Below are 18,343 nucleotides of genomic sequence, written 5' to 3'. Positions count from 1 at the left end.
CCTGGTTGATGCCCGGTGGGCGATCGTGCGAAGCGGCGATGGATCGGCATGTGACGCGGGCTTCCCACCATTGGGAGCTCCCACTACTGTGATCATCCCCACTTGGAGTCATATTCGTGAGTCATTCAGATGATTTATCGTCATTCATCGGTGAGTACGCCCCGAAGATGCTGCGCACGGCGTACCTCATCACCGGTGACGCGCGCTGGGCCCGCGGCCTGACCGTCGAGGCGCTGATCACGGTCGGCCGCCGCTGGTCGTCGCTGCGCGCGAACCGTCCCGTCGACGCCGCGCTCCGGGAGTTGTACCGGCGGGCCCTCGACGTCCAGGCCGGACCGCCCGCCGGCTTCCCCCTCGACGTGCTGGAACCCAGGGGCCGCGCCGCCCTGGTCGCCCAGTTCCACGACAGCCTCCACCCGTACCACGCCGCCGACCTCTGCGGGCTCGGCCCCTTCGGGCACGAGGAGACCGCCCGTTCCCTCCACCGCCTTCGAACCGCCTGGCCTGCCCTCTTCACCCCCCATCCGGCCGCACCGGACACCGCCCCCGGCCCGCCGGAGGACACCGGCGAGCCGCCGGCCGAGCAGGCCGAGGAGGCATGGACCCTGCCCGACGCCGAAGGAGGCACGGGCGGGTGGAGCGCCACGAAGCCCGCCCAGGGCACCGGCGAAGGGGCGCCGGCAGGGGTGGAGATGCCCCAGGTGGGATTCCGGGCCGAGCCCGCCCTGCACCGGACCCTGGTGCGGATGTCGGCGGAGGCGACCGCCGGGACCGCGGACGTCACCGGCCTCACCCAAGAGGTGCTGCGGGGGATCAGGCGCGCCAAGCGGGTTCGCAGGGCGGTGGCCGGCTCGGTGTCCGCCGTGGCGGTCGCGTCGTTCGTGGCCATCGTGTACGTCGGCTTGACGGTGATCGCCGAGAACGCGAGAAACGTCGCGGATCCCATGGCGACTCCGGAGAGCGACCTGTTCCCAACGAGCACGCCGGCGAAGGCGCCGGACCCGGTCCCGGAGCGGCTGGAGGAGGCCGTACGGTTCGCCTACACCGGCTACTGCGAAAGGTCAGGCGCCACCTCGGCGGCCGACCCGCCACCGTGCGCGCAGTGGCGGCTGGTCACGGCGTCGGGCGACGAGTGGCGGCTGGACGGCGCGCGGGCCGGGTTCGGGATGGGGACCGACGGCACCGGCCCGCTGGCGCTGAGCCAGGACGGGCACCGCGTGGCGTACCAGAACGAGGCCGGCGACTACGTGGTCCAGGACCTCGCCACCGGCACCGCGAGGACGGTGGAGCTGGCCCGCCGGCAGGACATGACGTACATCGTGTCCTCTCCCAACGGCCGCTACTTCGCCATCGGCTTCGACGGGGAGAAGGGGGCGGTGCTGGACTTCGACACCGGCACGACCAGCCCCGCGCGTGGCGGCAGGGTGCTGGCCGTGATGGACGACGGCCGGCGGGTGGTGACCGGCAGCGAGGACGTCACGAACGTCCCCGGTCACGCGTCCGTCACCACGCTCGGCCTGGAGGGCCCATCCGGTCGTGGCGGGCGACCGTACCGGATCGATCCCGCCCTCATCGAGTACGGCGCCGCGCTCTCCCCCGACGGCCGGACGCTGGCCGTGGTCGCCGGGGACGAGCGGCTGGCCCTGATGAACGTGCGCACCGGGCTGATCACCGGGCCGAGGCCGTCCCTCGACGACTACGAGATCGTCGCGGTCGAACGCTGGCTCAACCAAGAGGAGGTGCTCGTGCGCCTGTGGGACGACGATGACGAGCTCCTGGTCGCGGTGAACATCCGCACCGGCAGCTCCGAGCCGTACGCCGAGGAGATCACGGAGGAGATGGACTACGGTTCCCCGCTCGGCCGGGTGACCGGGTAGGCGTCACACGGTCTCGTACACGTCGCGCGGCGGCGCCGACGATCGGGTCGCCGGTGCCGGACCTGTCGGCGAAGTCGCCCGTCTTGGTGACGAGCAGCCCGGCGGGCAGGAGGGCGAGTGCCGTCCCGGCGAGTGGGCAAGCCGGCATGAGGACGAAAATCACATGCGATAGCATTTAATGCAATCACATTAAATGCTATTGCATGAGTTTTTGGAAAGTGGTAATCTCCGGCCATGGACGAGGAGGTTGTGGTCGGGACCTGGCAGTACGTCCTGTCCACGCACGCGAAGGCGATGTGCGCGCTCGAACGCGAGCTGGGCGACCGGCACGGCCTCGGTCCCAGCGAGTTCGAGGTGCTCGACCGCATCGTCCGCCACGACCGGCAGCTGCGGCTGCAGGAGCTCTGCGACGAGGTGCACCTGAGCCAGAGCGCCCTATCCCGCGTGGTGGCCCGGCTCGAGAAGGCCGGGCTCGTCTCCCGCGGCGTCTGCGACTCCGACCGGCGCGGCGTCTTCGTCAGCATCACCGACGAGGGCCGCACCCGTTACCACGAGGCGCTGCCGACGCAGCGCGCCGTGCTGGCCGAGGTGTTCGGCGACACGACCGCGCTCACCCGCTGACACGCCCCGATCGCGGCAGCGGCCCCTCCACGCGAAGCGACCCATTCACGCGAAGTGGACCGGCCGCGCGAAGCGACCCATCCGTGCGGAGCGGACCGGCCGCGCGAAGCGGGAGGCTAGGCGGTGATGCGGTCGATGACCAGTGGCAGCAGCTCCTGGCCGGCCGGGCCGACCTCGTAGCCACCCTCCAGCGCGGCGAGCGCCCGCTCGAACCTGGCCGTATCGTCGGCGTGCAGGGTCATCAGCGGCTGCCCTTCGCGCACCAGGTCACCGGGCTTGGCGTGCAGCGTGATGCCCGCGCCGAACGAGACCGGGTCCTCCTTGCGGGCCCGGCCCGCCCCCAGCCGCCAGGCCGCCAGGCCCACGGCGTAGGCGTCGAGCCGGCCGAGCACACCGGACGACGGCGCCTCGATCGTCATGGACTCGGCCGCCCGGGGCAGGATCGCGTCGGGGTCGCCGCCCTGGGCGGTGATCATGCGGCGCCAGCTGTCCATGGCCGAGCCGTCCCGGAGGGCGTCGGCGGGGTCCTTGCCGGAGATCCCGGCCGCCTCCAGCATCTCCCGCGCGAGCCGTACGGTCAGCTCGACCACGTCGGACGGGCCGCCGCCGGCGAGGACCTCGACCGACTCCTCGACCTCCAGGGCGTTGCCCACGGCCCGGCCGAGCGGCCGGTCCATCGCGGTGAGCAGCGCGACCGTGCGCACCCCCGCGTCGGTGCCGAGCGCGACCATGGTCTCGGCCAGCTCGCGGGCCCGCTCCACGGTCTTCATGAACGCCCCGGAGCCGACCTTGACGTCGAGCACCAGCGAGCCGGTGCCCTCGGCGATCTTCTTCGACATGATGGACGACGCGATCAGCGGGATCGACTCGACCGTGCCGGTCACGTCGCGCAGCGCGTACAGCTTCTTGTCGGCGGGCGCGAGGCCCGAGCCGGCCGCGCAGACGACCGCGCCGGCCGAGCGGAGCACCGACAGCATCTCGTCGTTGGACAGCGAGGCCCGCCAGCCGGGGATCGACTCGAGCTTGTCGAGCGTGCCCCCGGTGTGGCCGAGCCCGCGGCCCGACAGCTGCGGCACGTACGCGCCGCAGGCGGCCACCAGCGGCGCGAGCGGCAGCGTGATCTTGTCGCCGACGCCGCCCGTGGAGTGTTTGTCGGCCGTCGGCCGGTCGAGCGCCGACCAGTCCATGCGCTCGCCGGAGCGGATCATCGCCTGGGTCCAGCCGGCGATCTCGCGCCGGTTCATGCCGTTGAGCAGGATGGCCATGGCCAGCGCGGACATCTGCTCGTCGGCGACCTCGCCGCGCGTGTAGGCGTCGATCACCCAGTCGATCTGCGCGCCGGTCAGCTCCCGGCCGTCGCGCTTGGCGACGATGACCTCGATGACGTCCATCACGTGCCCTTCGACAGGTCGTCGGGGCCGAACGCGTAGGGCAGGATCTCGGTCATCCGCTTGGGCCCGTCGACGGTCTCCACCAGCAGGTCGTCGCCGCCGAACTCGAAGAGCAGCTGGCGGCACCGCCCGCACGGCATCAGCAGCTCGCCGTGGCCGTCGACGCAGGTGAAGGCCACCAGCCTGCCGCCGCCCGACGCCTGGAGCGCGGAGACCAGGCCGCACTCGGCGCACAGGCCCAGCCCGTAGGAGGCGTTCTCCACGTTGCAGCCGGTGACGATCCGGCCGTCGTCCACGACGGCGGCGGCGCCGACGGGGAACTTGGAGTAGGGAGCGTAGGCGTGGCGCATGGCCTCGGCGGCCTCCGCCCGCAGGGTGTCCCAGTCGATGGTCATCAGTGTTGTTCCCCCCGGCGATAGCGCGCGCCGTCGGCCTTGGGCATCCGCAGTCGCTGCGAAGCCACCAGCAGCACGAGCAGCGTGAGCACGTGTGGCGTGATGAAGACGAACTCGTTCGGGAGCCGGTCGACGGTCATCCAGAGCCAGATGAGCACGACCGAGCCACCGGCGGCCGCGGCCACAAGAGTGTATTCCCTCGCGCCCCTCGTCACGGCCTCGGCGGGCTGGCCGGACGACAGCATCCTGCGCAGCTTGACCCCGATGTAGATCACCAGCAGCACCGCGCCGAACAGCAGGAACGACGTGACGGCGCCCGAGCTGCGCAGTTGCAGGCCGTCGGCGTAACCGAACAGCGCCGCGCCCGCCGCCAGCCCGCCGGGCCGCCAGTTGCCGAAGATCATCGCGGCCAGGCCGATGAACCCGCGCCCCGCCGTCTGCCCCTCGACGTATTTGGTGGTGACGAAGACCAGGAACACGCCGCCCAGCCCGGCGAACGCGCCGGAGATGACGACCGCGACGTACTTGATCAGGTAGACGTTCACGCCCAGCGACTCGGCCGCCCACGGGTTCTCCCCCGCCGAGCGGAGCCGCAGTCCGAAGGACGTGTGCCAGAGCACGAAGAACGTCAGCGGGAGCATCAGCACGGCCAGGATGACCAGCACGTTCACGCCGTGGGTGAGGCCGCGCAGGATGCCCGCGAGGTCGGAGAGCAGGAACCAGTGTGTTCGCTCCAGGCTGCCGAGCCAGTCGGGCCCCGAGGACAGGAGCGGCAGGCTGAGGTCCGGCGCCTGCGACTTCAGCGCGGGCGAGGTGGTGATGCCGGCGCCCGCCTCACCGGCGCCGGTGCCCTCCTTGTAGAGGACCTCCGACAGGAAGCGGGTGACACCGGGGCCGAGCAGGTTGATCGCGACGCCGCTGATGATGTGGTCGACGCCGAACGTCACGGTCGCGACGGCGTGGATCAGGCCGCCCAACGCGCCCGCGATCAGCCCGGCCAGCAGCGCGGCCATGAAGCCCCACTGGTAGCCGGCCCAGCCGGCGAACCAGGTGCCGAGCACCATCATGCCTTCGAGGCCGATGTTGACCACGCCGGCCCGCTCGGCCCACAGGCCGCCGAGACCGGCCAGGCCGATCGGCACGGCCAGCATCAGCGCGGCGGCGAACGTGCCGGAGGACGTGATGTCATTCTGCCCGGACACGATCCGCACCAGCGACATCAGCAGGATGAGCATGGCGACGCCGATGAGCGCCAGATGGTACTTGCGCACCTTGGTCGATGCGACGGTCGTCATGCTGCCACCTCAACGGGAGTGTTCCGGCCGAGCTGCTGCGCGGCCCGCCGTTCCTCGCGGCGCATCGCGATCCTGCTGGTGATCTCGTTGGCGATGACCACGAGGAGGACGATCGTGCCCTGCATGATCATGATGACCGAGGGCGGCACACTGGCGAACTGCAGTGGTCCCTGCGCGCGGTCGAGGAAGCCGAAGAGCAGGGCGGCGACCGCGATGCCGGCGGGCTTGTTGCGGCCCAGCAGGGCGACCGCGATGCCCAGGAAGCCCAGGCCGGGGGTGAAGTTGGAGCCGAAGGAGTGCTTGTCGCCGAGGATCTCGGGCAGTCCGATCAGCCCCGCGATCGCGCCGGACAGCACCATCGCGGAGATGACCATCTTCTTCGGGTTGACGCCCGAGGCCAGCGCGGCCGACGGGTTGAGGCCGCTGGCCTTGACTTCGAAGCCGAACCTGGTGCGCTCCAGCAGCACCCAGAGCGCCACGCCCAGCAGGATGGCCACGACCAGGAATCCCCACAGCCCGCCACCACGGGGCGCGGGCAGCCCGAACATCTCGAAGACGACGTTGAGGTTGGGGAACCAGGCCGACTCGGGCAGCAGCGGCGTGTTGGTGGTGAGCTGGCCCTCGGTCCGCTGACCGGTGAAGGGCCCGCGGACGAGGAAGGCGGCCAGGTTGATCGCGATGTAGTTGAGCATGATCGTGGAGATGACCTCGTTCACCCCCCGCGTCACCTTCATCACGGCCGGGATGAGCGCGTACAGGCCACCCACGGCGGCCGCCACCACGATGATCACCAGAATCTGGATCGGAGCGGGCGCCACGAACAGCGAGCCGACGTAGGCGGCGCAGATGGCCGCGATCCGGTACTGGCCCTCCACGCCGATGTTGAAGAGGTTCATCCGGAAGCCGACGGCCACCGCCAGGCCCGCGATGAACAGCGGCACCGCCCGGTTGATCATGGTCGTGATGCCGTTGACCACCGAGCGCTCGGTCTCTCCGAAGTCGAAGAACGCGGCGAACGCGGCCTGGGGGCTGGCGCCCGCGGCGATGATCGCCACGCTGGAGATGACGATGGCCACCAGGATGGCGGCGACGGCGCCTGCGACGGTCAGCAGCGCCCGGAAGAGCCCTGCGGGCATCACATCTCCTCAGTGCCGGTGATGGCACCGGTCATGTAGCCGCCCAGGCGCTCGGGCGTGACATCGGAAGGGTCGAGCCGGGCGACGAGCCGCCCCTTGTAGATCACGTGCAACGTGTCCGACAGGCCGATCAGCTCGTCCAGGTCCGCCGAGATCAGCAGCACGGCCAGGCCGGCGGCCCGGGCGTCGCGCAGGTGGTCCCAGATGGCGGCCTGCGCGCCCACGTCGACGCCCCTGGTGGGGTGGGCGGCGATGAGGAACTTCGGCTCGCTGCTCATCTCGCGGCCGACGATCAGCTTCTGCTGGTTGCCGCCCGACAGGGCCAGGGCCAGGGTGTCGACGCTCGGGGTGCGCACGTCGTAGTTCTTGACGATGCGCTCGGTGTCGGCCTTGGCGGCCCGCCGGTTGATCCAGATGCCGCTGCGCGCGGGCGGCCTGGTCTGGTGGCCGAGCACCCGGTTCTCCCAGAGCGACGCCTCCAGCAGCAGCCCCTGGCGGTGGCGGTCCTCCGGGATGTAGCCGATGCCCGACTCACGGCGCTTCAGCGTCGACCAGGACGCGAGGTCCTCGCCGCCGAGCGCGATGTCGCCGTGGGCGGGGCGCATGCCCATGATCGCCTCGATCAGCTCGGACTGGCCGTTGCCCTCGACCCCGGCGATGCCGAGGATCTCGCCCCGGTGGATCTCGAACGACACGTCGTCCAGCAGCAGCCGTCTGCCCTCGGCGCGGAGCCGATCGGCGTAGGCGGAGACCGGGGTGCCCTTCGGGATCGGCCGGTAGCCGTCGGCCTCCATGGTCAGGCCGGACACCTTGAGCTGGACGACGTCGGTCACCGTCGACTCGCGGGTCTCCGGTGTGGGCAGCTCGCTGCCGACCATGAGCTCGGCCAGTTGCCGGGCGGTGACCTCGCGCGGGTCGACGCTGGCGACCGTGGTGCCGCGCCGGATCACGGTGATCGCGTCGGCGATGCTGAGCACCTCGTCGAGCTTGTGCGAGATGAAGATGACGGTCAGCCCACCGGCCTTGAGCTCCCGGAGGGTCTCGAAGAGCTCGTCGACCTCCTGCGGCACGAGCACCGCGGTCGGCTCGTCGAGGATCAGGATGCGGGCACCGCGGTAGAGGACCTTGAGGATCTCCACGCGCTGCCGGTCGCCGACGCCGAGGTCCTCGACCAGCCGGTCGGGGTCGACCTGCAGGCCGTGGCCGGCGGCCAGCTCCTTGACGCGCTCGCGGGCCCGTGCCGAGTCGAGGACGAGGACCTTCGTCGGCTCGGCGCCGAGGACGATGTTCTCCAGCACGGTGAAGTTGTCGGCCAGCATGAAGTGCTGGTGGACCATGCCGATCCCGGCCGCGATGGCGTCGCTCGGAGTCCGGAAGGCGACCTCTTCGCCGTTGATCTTGATGGTGCCCTCGTCCGGCTTCTGCATGCCGTACAGGATCTTCATCAGGGTGGACTTGCCCGCGCCGTTCTCGCCGACGATCGCGTGCACCGTGCCGGGTTCGACGGTGAGGCAGACGTCGTGGTTGGCGACGACGCCGGGGAAGCGTTTGGTGATGCCCTCCAGCTCCACGGCGGGTCGCGCCGTGGCGAGGGGGTCCGAGCTCATGAGATCTCCTAGAGCCGGCGGGATACGACCGAAGGCCCGGAACTACGGGGTGTCCGGGCCTTCGGTCGAACGTCCTGCCCTGGTTACGGCTTGGCCGGAACCGTGATCTTGCCGTCGACGATGTCCTTCTTGGCGGCGTCGAGCTTGTCCTGGATGTCGTCGATCTCGCCACCGGTGGTGGCCAGGCCCACGCCGTCGACCTTGAGGTCGTAGATGACGTTGCTGCCGCCCTTGGCGCCGCCCTGGAAGGCCTTGACGTACTCGAACACGCCGACGTCGACGCGCTTGAGCATCGAGGTCAGGATGACCGACTGCAGGTCGGTCTCCTTGATGGTCTGGCGCTGGTCGGAGTCGACGCCGATGGCCTTCTTCTTGGCCGCGGCCGCCGCCTGGAACACGCCGAGGCCGGAGTCGCCGGAGGCGTGGTAGACGATCTCCGCACCGTCCTGGTACATCTTCTCGGCCGCGACCTTGCCCTTGTCGGGGGCCTTGAAGCCGCTGAAGTCACCGTCGGGCGTGAGGTACTTCACGTCGATCTTGGCGTCGCTCTTGACCGACTTGACGCCGGCCACGAAACCGGCCTCGAACTTCTTGATCAGGTCGTTCTCGACCCCGCCGACGAAGCCGACGTGGCCGCTCTTGGCCTTGGTCGCCGCGGCGACGCCCGCCAGGTAGGAGCCCTGCTCCTCGGCGAACAGCAGGCCGGTCACGTTGGCGGCGTTGGAGGCCGAGTCGACGACCGCGAACTGGATCTCGGGGTATTCCTCGGCCGTCTTCTTGATGTCGTCGCCGTAGGCGAAGCCGACGCCGATGATCGGGTTGTAGCCCGCGTCGGCCAGCTGGCGGAGCAGCTCACCGCGGTTGGAACCGTCGGAGGCCGGGCTCAGCTCCTTGATCTCCGCGCCCAGCTCCGTCTTCGCCTTCTCCAGGCCGGCGTAGGCGGAGTCGTTGAAGGACTTGTCACCGCGTCCGCCGATGTCGAAGGCCAGACCGACCTTGAGTGTCTCCTTCGGCGCCTCGCTGGAGGCGTCTCCGCTCGGCTGAGCGCTGGTCGTGGGCTCCGCACCCGTGTTGCCGCCGCAGGCCGCGGCCGCCATGAGCATGGTGCCGGCCATCGCGCCGACGGCCATCCTGCCGAATCGCTTGCTGAGCAAGGCGACTCCCTTCCGTCTCCCCGCCGTCAATCTTCATCGCAGGCGCGAAGAAATGTACGGCAACCCTGCACGGAAGATAGTTGCTTGACCAGGGCAGACCAAACCGGCACACAGGGTCGAAACCGCTCCGTTATCGACATCACTCGCGTCCGTGACCTGAATCGACGAGCGCGTGACTCGCGGCACATGGGGAAGCTTTGCCCAAATTTGACACCGGACGGGCCCTTGCCGACCGGTCGATCATGGCAGAGATTCCGATCAAAGGTGGAATTTCCTCTGGAGATCTCATGCGTCCTCGCAAGGTGCTGGCAGTGCCGATGGCGGCGGTCCTCACACTGGCCATGACCACGACACCCGCCACAGCGGCCGCGCCGTCGATCAGCGTCGCGGACCACGCGACCCAGCCGGTCTTCTCCCGGGCCGACGCGATCAAGCAGACCGTCTATGTCGAGGTCGAGGGGACCGACAGCGACGGCGACGGCCGGCCCGACCGGGTCGCCGTGGACATCCTGCGCCCCAAGGAGACCGAGCAGGGACTCAAGGTTCCGGTGATCATGGAGGCCAGCCCCTACTACGCGGGCGGCAACGACGTCGCCAACCACCCGGTGGACGTCGACGCGAACGGCAACCCGCTGCCCACCCTGCGCTCGGCTCCCACGAACAAGCTCGCGGCCGAGCCCTTCGACGGCTACTACGACAACTACTTCGTGCCGCGCGGCTACGCGATCGCGCTGGTGGAGAACCTCGGCAGCGGCCGCGCCACCGGCTGCCCGACCACCGGCGACCGCAACGAGACCGCCGGCCCGAAGGCCGCCATCGACTGGCTGAACGGCCGTGCCAGGGGCTTCACCCCCGAGGGCGAGCCGGTCTCCGCGACCTGGTCGTCCGGCAAGGTCGGCATGATCGGCGTCTCCTACAACGGCACCCTGCCCAACGCCGTCGCCGCGACCGGGGTCGAGGGCCTGGAGACCATCGTGCCGATCGCCGCGATCTCCTCCTGGTACGACTACTACCGGGCCAACGGCGGCGTGCTCGCGCCGGGCGGCTTCCAGGGCGAGGACGCCGACGTGCTGGCCAAGTACGTGCTCACCCGGGCCGACGGCCAGCAGGTGTGCGGGCCGGTCATCGACCACCTGATGGCGTCGCAGGACCGGATCACCGGTGACTACAGCCCCTTCTGGGACTCCCGCAACTACCTCAACGACGTGCGCAGGGTGAAGGCCAGCGTCTTCCTGGTGCACGGCCTCAACGACTGGAACGTCAAGACCAAGCAGTTCGCCCAGTGGTGGTACGCCATCTCCAAGCGGAACGTCCCGCGCAAGATCTGGCTGCACCAGGGCACCCACATGAACCCCTTCAGCCTGCGCACCGCCGAGTGGCTGCGCCAGCTGCACGGCTGGTTCGACCACTGGCTGCACGGGATCGACAGCGGCGTCATGCGCGAGCCGCAGGCCGACGTCGAGATCGGCCCCGGCGAGTGGGGCCGGTACCGCTCCTGGCCGGTGCCCGGCGCCACCCCGGTCCGCCTGCGGCCCGGCGCGGGCTCGACGCTCGGCCTGACCCCCCGGCCCTACACCGCCAAGGAGACCTTCACCGACCAGAAGGGGCGCACGGCCGAGGACCTGGTGCAGTCGTTCCCCGCCGCCGACCCCAACCGGCTGGCCTACGTCACCCCCGAGCTCCCGGCGGACGTCCGGATCTCGGGCACGCCCACGGTGTCGGTCCGGGCCTCCCTGGCGGACGGCTCGTCTCCGTACCTGACGGCACTGCTGGTCGACTACGGCACGGACGTCCGGGCGAACGGCACGCTCGTCCCCACCGGCGAGACGCTCTGCTACGGCGAAGGCGTCCCTGGTGACACCGGCTGCACCGCCCTGCGCCGGCTGGGCACCGCCACCACCCCGTACAAGATCGTCACCAGGGGGTGGCTGGACGTCCGCAACCGGCAGCGCGCGGACCGGACCGAGCCCCTGCGGCCGGGTCGTGAGTATTCCTTCGACTGGGACCTGCAGCCCACGGACTACCTGTTCAAGAAGGGGCACAAGCTGGGCCTGGTGATCATCTCCACGGACCGCGACTACACGCTCCGCTATCCGGAGGGGACCAGGATCACCGTCTCCCCGTCGCGCTCGTCGCTCACCCTTCCCGTGGCGATCGGCAAGCTGACCTGACCCGCGAGCCGCCCTGGCCCGGAACCGGGCCGGGGCGGCGCTAGGCCGGGGTGGTGATCGACTCTTCGGTGACCGTGACCGGCCGTGACTCCCACAGGGCGGTGAGCGCGGTGGCGGCCATGAGGCGGACGCCCATGCCGATCGCGGTCTCGTCGACGTCGAAGGTGCCCTGGTGGATGTCGTGCGTCAGCCCGCCCGGCGACCGGGTGCCGAGCCGGGCGAAGGCGCCGGGGATCGACTCGAGGTACCAGGCGAAGTCCTCGCCGCCCAGCGACTGCTGCGTGGGGACCACCGACCCGGCGCCCAGCGCGCGATGGGCCGCCTCCGCCAGCATCTCGACGCTCATCTCGTCGTTGACCACCGGCGGCACGCCCCGGGTGTATTCCATCGTGGCCTCGACGCCGTAGGCGCCGGCGACGGCCTCGAGGAGGGCCTTGATGAGGTCGGGCGCGGCGTGCCAGGCGTTCTCGTCGAGGCAGCGGACCGTGCCCTCGGCGACGCCGTCGTCGGGGATCGCGTTGGCCGCCGAACCGGCCTCGACCTTGCCCCAGACCAGGCTGAGCGAGCTGCGCGGGTCGACGCGGCGGGACAGGGCGGCGGGGAGCTCGGTGAGGATCTTGGCGAGGGCGAAGACGAGGTCGGCCGTCAGGTGCGGCCGCGCGGTGTGGCCGCCGGGGCCGGTCACCCTGATGACCAGCTTGTCGCAGGCCGAGGTGATGGGACCGGCCTTGAGCCCGATCTGGCCGACGTCGACGCGGGGGTCGCAGTGCAGGCCGAAGATGCGGTCGACGCCGCTGATGCCGCCGTGGGCCATGACCTCCAGCGCGCCGCCGGGCAGCTCCTCGGCGGGCTGGAAGATGAGCCGGACCCGGCCGGGCAGCAGGCCGGCGGCGGCCTGCTGGGCGAGGAAGATCGAGGTGCCGAGCAGAATGGAGGTGTGCACGTCGTGGCCGCACGCGTGGCAGGCGCCGGGGGCGGTCGAACGGTAGGACACGTCCTTCTCGTCGGGCAGGGCCAGCGCGTCGATGTCGGCGCGGAGCGCGATGGTGGGACCGTCGCCGCTGCCCACGTCGCAGATGACTCCGCTGCCCCTCGGCAGCACCGACGGCACCAGGCCGGCGGCGGTCAGCCGCTCGGCGATCCGCTGGGTCGTGCGGTATTCGGCGAAGGCCAGCTCAGGATGCATGTGCAGGTCGCGCCGGAACGCCACCAGCTCCTGTTCGTGCTCCGCCAGGAACCCGTCGAGTTCCCCCCGCAGCTCACGCCCCTGCATCAGTCACCGTCCTGTCACATGCCGTGCGACGCCGTCTACCCACCGTCACGCGGCTCATATCATCAAATATCGTTTTTTGTCCGTCGGTGGTCTCACTTGTGGCAGCTGTCCGATCGGGGCAGCAGCCGACGAAAATCGAACCCGTATCCCTGGGATCCGGTGCCAGGAATCGTCTGCACGGGTCGCGGTCCTCGGCCTCCTGTGTGTGGGAGAACCGCCGCAGCCCGGACCCCGCGGCGGTGAGCCGTGAGCCCGATGGCGATGCTTCGACTTTATCGCTCTCGCGAGGTACTTCGCCGACAACTACACCAAAAGTTAGCCGACGGCATGCCCGTAACCACAGGTCGTCACGGTGCGTGAGCACAGAGCTGATCAGGAAATAGTCATAAGGGATCATTAGATGGTGACCCGATGACGCCACTCCCAAACGTGCTCAGCGATTTCGAATCCTGTCACCTTCCGGCATGGTCATCACACTGCGGCGATGGCTGCTTTTGAGAAGAATGCGTGTTTCACTCGCACTATGATCACTAAAATCCCGTTCGGGGAGAAGTATGCACGGTTGAGCATCTTCGAGCCGAGCGAGGGGACCCTGGTGGTCGTGCCCTCGCTCTCCCTGCCGCAGGATGAGCTGCGCCGCATCACCGGAGCCAGATGCTACGAGGAGCGCCTGCTCTTCCTCTTGCTCACCCTCCGCGAACCCGGGGTCAAGGTGGTCTACCTCTCCTCCGCGCCCATCGATCCGGACATCGTCGACTACTACTTCGGCTTCCTGCCCGATCCGGAGGACGCCGCCAAGCGGCTCACCTTGATCAGCCTCGACGACCCCGCGTCCCAGCCGCTGACCAGGACCCTGCTCTCGCGTCCCGACGCGGTCGAGCGGGTGCGCGCGGCCATCGACGGCGACGCCTGGATGGTGCCGTTCGTGCTGAGCACGCTGGAGGAGGAGCTCGCCTCGTCACTCAACGTCCCCATCTACGGTCCGGCCACCTCTCTGGCCTATTACGGCTCCAAGAGCGGCTCCCGCGAGGTCGGGCTGGAGGCCGGGGTGCCGATGGCCCGGGGGTTCGGCGACGTGCGTACGGCGGCCGCGATCGAGGACGCCCTGGAGTCGCTCCCCGGCGACCGGGTCATGATCAAACTGAACGACGGCTACTCGGGCCTGGGCAACGCCATCGTCAGCAGGACCGACCGGTCGGGCACCAGCTTCTCGGCCGAGGGCGAGACCTGGGAGAGCTTCACCGCGAAGATCGCCGAGCGCGGCGCCGTGGTCGAGGAGTTCATCGAGCACCGCCCGCTCTACTACCCGAGCGCGCTGGCCCGGATCACGCCGGGAGGCCACTACGACGTGGTCGCCACCCACGACCAGGTGCTCGGCGGCGTCAACAACGACGTCTACCAGGGCTGCACGTTTCCGGCGGCGCCCGAGTACCGGGCCGAGGTCGGGGCCTCGGCCGGCCGGATCGCCGGCATCCTGGCGGAACGGGGCGTGGTCGGGCTGTTCGGGATGGACTTCTTCGCGATGAAGACCGACGCCGGATACGCCGCGCTGCTCTGCGAGATCAACCTGCGCATCGGCGGCACCACCCACCCCTTCGGCGCCGCGCTGCTGACCACCGGCGCCTCCTACGACCCGGACACCGGCCTGCTCATGGTGGGCGACCAGCCGAAGTACTACACCGCGACCGACAACTGCGCCGCCGCCTGCCTGCGCGGGCGCTCCCCCGGCGAGGTGATGCGGATGGTGGAGCGGCTCGGGCTCGGGTTCGACCCGGCCAGCCGTACCGGCAACGTCTTCCACCTGCTCGGCGCCATCCCCGAGCACGGCAAGCTGGGGTTCACCTCCATCGGCGACTCCCGCGGGGAGGCCGACGAGCTGCACCGGCTCACTCGCCGCGCGCTCTGCGGAAACCCTTCCACCCGATGACGGCCAGCACGACGCCCAGCACCACGTTGACGGCGATCAGGATGCCGTGCACCACGTAGAAGCCGGTCTCATGGCCGTCATCCAGGTTAAACCCAAGATTGATCCACTCGAAGATCATGAACACGCCGAGAACGATGAGGAATCCGGCGATCTTTCGCGACATAGCCATCTCTCTAGTATCGAGGTCGGATCTTCGGGGGATGTGTCGCCACATGGGCAATGACTCGAAGCTACTCTGAGACCCGCCATGTGGATGAAACTGGTGCCTGTCACGGCACTTCTCGCGACGGTCGCGCTCACCGGGGCCGCGCACGCCTCGCCCGCCACCCCGGTCGGGGGCGAGTTGCTGAGCGGCCGTGGTCTGGTCAGCCCCGACGGCGTCAAGGCGCCGCCGAAGTCCAAGGCCACCTCATACGTGATCGCCGACGCCGAGACGGGACAGGTGCTCGCGGCGAAGAACCCGCATGGCCGTTTCCTGCCGGCCAGCACCCTCAAGGCGCTGACCGCGCTCACGCTCATCCCCGTGCTCGACAAGAACGTCACGGTCAAGCCGAGCAGGAACGCGGTCAACCAGGAGGGCAGCGCGGTCGGGCTGACGACCAAGCCCATCTACAAGGTCGACGACCTGTTCAAGGCGCTGATGATGTCGTCCGGCAACGACGCCGCGATGGCGCTGGCCGAGACGAACGGCGGCCTGGACAAGACGCTGCGCGACATGAACGCCGTGGCCAAGCGCCTCCAGGCGAACGACACCGTGGCCAAGACGCCCAGCGGGCTGGACCTGCCGGGCCAGAGCAGCTCGGCCTACGACCTGGCGCTGATCGCGCGGGCCGGCCTCGCCAATGCTGATTTCCGGCGATATATCAGCACCAAGACCGCCAAGTTTCCCGCGCCCAAGAACTACTACGAGATCAGCAACCACAACAAGCTGCTCTGGCGCTACAAGGGCATGATCGGCGTCAAGAACGGCTGGACCTCGAAGGCGCAGGGCAGCTTCATCGGCGCCGCCTCCCGCGGCGGCCACACGATCATCGTCACGATCATGCGGCACGAGGGCTACTTCTGGGACGAGGTGGCCGACCTCCTCGACTGGGGCTTCGCCGCCCGGAGCAAGATCACGCCGGTCGGCCTGCTGGTCGATCCGCTCCCCGTCACGCCGCCGGTGAAGCAGCAGGCCAAGGCGTCACCGGCCGCCTCGCCGTCGGTCAAGGCGGCGCCGGCGCTCGACCCGGCCGCCTCCCAGCAGACCGACGCCAGCCGCCTGGTGGGCTCGGCCGTGGTCGGAGGCGGGTTGCTGATCGGGGTGATGTGGCTCTGGTACGGCATCCGCCGCAAGCGCTCACGCCGCTGAGGCCTCACCGGGGGGCGATGAGGGAGACCTGCCCGGAGGCGCCCCCTCCTGAGGCGACCCGCTCGAGGGGATCGGCGAGGGCGTGGGAGGCGGGCTGAGCCCGGCCGTGGCCGTCCAGGCGGCGACGTAGAGCACGAGCCGGGCCGAGAAGTTGATCCAGAGCAGCAGGCCCACGATGACCGCGAAGGTGCCGTACAACGGGTTGCCGAGCGTGTGGCTCAGCAGCAGCCCGGCCAGTTGCTTGAGCAGCCCGAACCCGACCGCGCCGAGCAACGCGCCGCGGGCGACGTACCGGAAGGACCCGACCGGCGGGGCCACCCAGCCCAGCACGATCACGAAGATCAGCCAGTCGGCGCCCAGCCCGGCCACCAGCCCGGCGAGGAACAGCCCGGCGGTGTTGAGCGCCGTGGCGTCGAGGGTGAGGAAGTTCACCACCGTCGCCGTCGCCTGCGTGGCGAATCCGCCGACCACCACCGAGGCGAGCATGCTCAGTCCGAGCAGGACGAGCGAGACCAGGTCGCGCAGCTTGCCGACGAAGAAGTTGAGCGGCGGCACGGTGGTCATCGACATCTCGCGCAACGCTCCGCGCAGGGCGTCGACGGCGCCCAGCCCGGCGTAGAGCAGGCCCAGCAGGCCGATGATCCCGGCGGTCGCCTTCGCCTGCGCGATGCCACTGATGTCAAGCTGCCCGGCGATGCCGGGCAACTGCTCGTTGACGGCCTTGGTCAGCGCGTCGATGGCGTTCTGGTCGTTGCTCAGGACGAAGCCGAGCACCGAGAAGGCCAGCGCGACCAGCGGGAAGAACGACAGGAACGCGAAGTAGGTGACCGCGCCCGCCAGCCGGTCGCCGGACTGGACCTGGTAGCGCTGGACGGTCCTGATCAGGTGGTCGACGGACGGGCGCCGCACCCGCCAGCTCTCGACCAGACGGCGCCCCCTGGCCTTCACCGCCTCGATCCGCTCGGTCAGGCCTGACATCGCGCTCGCCCGCCGCCTCTCAGCTCCATCCCGGACTGCTGCCCTGGCCCGGCCGGTAAAGTCCGCCATCGCGGGACAGGTTCGCCGTTGGTTCGGGCCACACGAGTCCCGCGCCGTCCGGGCCGGGGCGCCGTGGTGGTGGGCGAGCGCCGCCGAGGGTCAGGAGGGCAGGAAGCCGACCCGGTCGCGGACCTCGATCATGGTCTGTTCGGCCACCGCGCTCGCGCGCTCGGCTCCGATGGCCAGCAGGCGGTCGAGCTCGGCCTCGTCCGACAGCAGCTTCTCCGTACGCTCGCGGATCGGCGTGAAGGCGTCGACCACCGCCTCGGCCACGTCCTTCTTGAACGTGCCGTAGCCCTGGCCCGCGTAGCGGGTGACCAGCTCGGGGATCGGCGTGCCGGTCAGGGCCGACTGGATGCGCAGCAGGTTGGACACCCCGGGCTTGTTCGCCTCGTCGAACAGCACCTCGGAGCCGGTGTCGGTGACCGCGCGCATCACCTTCTTGCGCAGCGATCCGGGCTGCTCCAGCACGTCGATGATGCCCGCCGGGCTGGAGGACGACTTGGACATCTTGGCCGTCGGTTCCTGGAGGTCGGTGATCTTCTCGACCTCCTTGAGGATGTGCGGCTCGGGCAGCGTGAACGTGTCGCCGAAGCGGTGGTTGAAGCGCTGGGCCAGGTCGCGGGTCAGCTCGAGGTGCTGCTTCTGGTCGGCGCCGACCGGCACGCTGTTGGCCTGGTAGATGAGGACGTCGGCGGCCATCAGAATCGGGTAGGTGAAGAGCCCGACGCTGGCGGCGTTCTCCCCGAACTTGGCCGACTTGTCCTTGAACTGGGTCATCCTGGCCGCCTCGCCCATGCCGGTCAGGCAGGCCAGGATCCAGGCCAGCTCGGTGTGCTGGCGCACGTGCGACTGCACGAACACGGTCGACCGCTCGGGGTCGAGCCCGGCGGCGAAGAGCTGCGCGGCGGCCACGCGGGTGCGGCGGCGCAGGTCGGCCGGGTCGGTCGGCACGGTGATCGCGTGCAGATCGACCACGCAGTAGAAGGCGTCGTGGGTCTCCTGCAGCGGAGCCCATTGACGGAGCGCACCCAGGTAGTTGCCCAGGTGGAAGGAGTCCGCTGTGGGCTGGATGCCGGAAAGAACACGAGGTCTGGCCATAGCAGC

15 protein-coding genes are annotated in these 18,343 nt (G+C 69.8%); 5 read left to right on the top strand and 10 right to left on the bottom strand.

Annotation, left to right across the window (positions count from 1 at the left end; all coding sequences use genetic code 11):
• Positions 1-167 precede the first annotated feature (167 nt).
• Both AB0C16_RS12890 and AB0C16_RS12885 read left to right on the top strand, forming a co-directional pair.
• Positions 168-1,877, top strand: coding sequence for a hypothetical protein (locus AB0C16_RS12890; RefSeq protein WP_357681985.1), 1,710 nt, complete (start codon positions 168-170; stop codon positions 1,875-1,877).
• 234 nt (positions 1,878-2,111) lie between these two features.
• On the top strand, positions 2,112-2,498 hold the full coding sequence (locus AB0C16_RS12885; RefSeq protein ID WP_357681983.1) for a MarR family transcriptional regulator: 387 nt from the start codon (positions 2,112-2,114) through the stop codon (positions 2,496-2,498).
• Positions 2,499-2,614: 116 nt separating this feature from the next.
• Here AB0C16_RS12885 and AB0C16_RS12880 read toward each other — a convergent pair whose 3' ends face one another.
• From AB0C16_RS12880 to AB0C16_RS12855, 6 genes are all read right to left on the bottom strand, one after another.
• Positions 2,615-3,889 (bottom strand): thymidine phosphorylase, encoded by a 1,275-nt coding sequence (locus AB0C16_RS12880; protein WP_357681981.1) that lies wholly within the window; start codon positions 3,887-3,889, stop codon positions 2,615-2,617.
• Positions 3,889-4,284 carry a cytidine deaminase gene (locus tag AB0C16_RS12875; RefSeq protein ID WP_357681979.1) on the bottom strand — a complete coding sequence of 132 codons (396 nt, stop codon included), beginning with the start codon at positions 4,282-4,284 and terminating at the stop codon, positions 3,889-3,891. Before AB0C16_RS12875 ends, AB0C16_RS12880 begins: the two co-directional genes overlap by 1 nt.
• The gene (locus AB0C16_RS12870; protein WP_357681977.1) at positions 4,284-5,579 is read right to left on the bottom strand and encodes an ABC transporter permease; all 1,296 of its coding nucleotides are present in this window, start codon (positions 5,577-5,579) and stop codon (positions 4,284-4,286) included. The genes AB0C16_RS12875 and AB0C16_RS12870 overlap by 1 nt, the downstream gene beginning before the upstream one ends.
• A complete protein-coding gene (locus AB0C16_RS12865) occupies positions 5,576-6,715 on the bottom strand; it encodes an ABC transporter permease (RefSeq protein ID WP_357681975.1) in 1,140 nt (379 codons plus the stop codon). The genes AB0C16_RS12870 and AB0C16_RS12865 overlap by 4 nt, the downstream gene beginning before the upstream one ends.
• Positions 6,715-8,322 carry an ABC transporter ATP-binding protein gene (locus AB0C16_RS12860; protein ID WP_357681973.1) on the bottom strand — a complete coding sequence of 536 codons (1,608 nt, stop codon included), beginning with the start codon at positions 8,320-8,322 and terminating at the stop codon, positions 6,715-6,717. The genes AB0C16_RS12865 and AB0C16_RS12860 overlap by 1 nt, the downstream gene beginning before the upstream one ends.
• Positions 8,323-8,405: 83 nt before the next feature.
• Positions 8,406-9,476, bottom strand: a complete 1,071-nt coding sequence (locus tag AB0C16_RS12855; protein WP_357681971.1) for a BMP family ABC transporter substrate-binding protein — start codon at positions 9,474-9,476, stop codon at positions 8,406-8,408.
• A 287-nt stretch (positions 9,477-9,763) separates the two neighbouring features.
• On the opposite strand from AB0C16_RS12855, the gene AB0C16_RS12850 reads away from it, so the two are divergent.
• Positions 9,764-11,647 (top strand): Xaa-Pro dipeptidyl-peptidase, encoded by a 1,884-nt coding sequence (locus AB0C16_RS12850; protein ID WP_357681969.1) that lies wholly within the window; start codon positions 9,764-9,766, stop codon positions 11,645-11,647.
• Positions 11,648-11,687: 40 nt separating this feature from the next.
• On the opposite strand, the gene AB0C16_RS12845 is transcribed toward AB0C16_RS12850, so the two are convergent.
• Positions 11,688-12,920 carry an amidohydrolase gene (locus tag AB0C16_RS12845; protein ID WP_357681967.1) on the bottom strand — a complete coding sequence of 411 codons (1,233 nt, stop codon included), beginning with the start codon at positions 12,918-12,920 and terminating at the stop codon, positions 11,688-11,690.
• Between the two features lie 562 nt (positions 12,921-13,482).
• Here AB0C16_RS12845 and AB0C16_RS12840 point away from each other — a divergent pair.
• Complete coding sequence (locus tag AB0C16_RS12840; RefSeq protein WP_357681965.1) at positions 13,483-14,847, top strand: peptide ligase PGM1-related protein; 1,365 nt, start codon at positions 13,483-13,485, stop codon at positions 14,845-14,847.
• Here AB0C16_RS12840 and AB0C16_RS12835 read toward each other — a convergent pair.
• Positions 14,807-15,016: a hypothetical protein gene (locus AB0C16_RS12835; protein WP_357681963.1), complete on the bottom strand. Its 210-nt coding sequence runs from the start codon at positions 15,014-15,016 to the stop codon at positions 14,807-14,809. The two genes, AB0C16_RS12840 and AB0C16_RS12835, sit on opposite strands and share 41 nt — an antisense overlap.
• A 78-nt stretch (positions 15,017-15,094) precedes the next feature.
• Between AB0C16_RS12835 and AB0C16_RS12830 the strand changes: the two genes are divergently transcribed.
• Positions 15,095-16,198: a D-alanyl-D-alanine carboxypeptidase gene (locus AB0C16_RS12830; protein ID WP_357681961.1), complete on the top strand. Its 1,104-nt coding sequence runs from the start codon at positions 15,095-15,097 to the stop codon at positions 16,196-16,198.
• Here AB0C16_RS12830 and AB0C16_RS12825 read toward each other — a convergent pair.
• Together AB0C16_RS12825 and trpS are read right to left on the bottom strand one after the other, a co-directional pair.
• Positions 16,187-17,176 carry a YhjD/YihY/BrkB family envelope integrity protein gene (locus AB0C16_RS12825; protein ID WP_357681959.1) on the bottom strand — a complete coding sequence of 330 codons (990 nt, stop codon included), beginning with the start codon at positions 17,174-17,176 and terminating at the stop codon, positions 16,187-16,189. The genes AB0C16_RS12830 and AB0C16_RS12825 overlap by 12 nt on opposite strands.
• A gap of 159 nt (positions 17,177-17,335) precedes the next feature.
• On the bottom strand, positions 17,336-18,337 hold the full coding sequence (trpS, locus tag AB0C16_RS12820) for a tryptophan--tRNA ligase (protein ID WP_357681957.1): 1,002 nt from the start codon (positions 18,335-18,337) through the stop codon (positions 17,336-17,338).
• Positions 18,338-18,343 lie beyond the last annotated feature (6 nt).

This window comes from Nonomuraea sp. NPDC048916 (genome assembly GCF_040649575.1).
Lineage (GTDB): Bacteria > Actinomycetota > Actinomycetes > Streptosporangiales > Streptosporangiaceae > Nonomuraea.
This window is presented reverse-complemented; position numbering and strand designations above follow the sequence as displayed.

Excerpts from the sequence above, each read along its gene's own strand:
- AB0C16_RS12845 (WP_357681967.1), bottom strand. The coding sequence starts at position 12,920 with ATGCAGGGGCGTGAGCTGCGGGGGGAACTCGACGGGTTCCTGGCGGAG.
- AB0C16_RS12830 (WP_357681961.1), top strand. The coding sequence starts at position 15,095 with ATGTGGATGAAACTGGTGCCTGTCACGGCACTTCTCGCGACGGTCGCG.
- AB0C16_RS12865 (WP_357681975.1), bottom strand. The coding sequence starts at position 6,715 with ATGCCCGCAGGGCTCTTCCGGGCGCTGCTGACCGTCGCAGGCGCCGTC.
- AB0C16_RS12835 (WP_357681963.1), bottom strand. The coding sequence starts at position 15,016 with ATGGCTATGTCGCGAAAGATCGCCGGATTCCTCATCGTTCTCGGCGTG.
- AB0C16_RS12860 (WP_357681973.1), bottom strand. The coding sequence starts at position 8,322 with ATGAGCTCGGACCCCCTCGCCACGGCGCGACCCGCCGTGGAGCTGGAG.
- AB0C16_RS12850 (WP_357681969.1), top strand. The coding sequence starts at position 9,764 with ATGCGTCCTCGCAAGGTGCTGGCAGTGCCGATGGCGGCGGTCCTCACA.
- AB0C16_RS12870 (WP_357681977.1), bottom strand. The coding sequence starts at position 5,579 with ATGACGACCGTCGCATCGACCAAGGTGCGCAAGTACCATCTGGCGCTC.
- AB0C16_RS12890 (WP_357681985.1), top strand. The coding sequence starts at position 168 with ATGCTGCGCACGGCGTACCTCATCACCGGTGACGCGCGCTGGGCCCGC.
- AB0C16_RS12875 (WP_357681979.1), bottom strand. The coding sequence starts at position 4,284 with ATGACCATCGACTGGGACACCCTGCGGGCGGAGGCCGCCGAGGCCATG.
- trpS (WP_357681957.1), bottom strand. The coding sequence starts at position 18,337 with ATGGCCAGACCTCGTGTTCTTTCCGGCATCCAGCCCACAGCGGACTCC.
- AB0C16_RS12880 (WP_357681981.1), bottom strand. The coding sequence starts at position 3,889 with ATGGACGTCATCGAGGTCATCGTCGCCAAGCGCGACGGCCGGGAGCTG.
- AB0C16_RS12825 (WP_357681959.1), bottom strand. The coding sequence starts at position 17,176 with ATGTCAGGCCTGACCGAGCGGATCGAGGCGGTGAAGGCCAGGGGGCGC.
- AB0C16_RS12885 (WP_357681983.1), top strand. The coding sequence starts at position 2,112 with ATGGACGAGGAGGTTGTGGTCGGGACCTGGCAGTACGTCCTGTCCACG.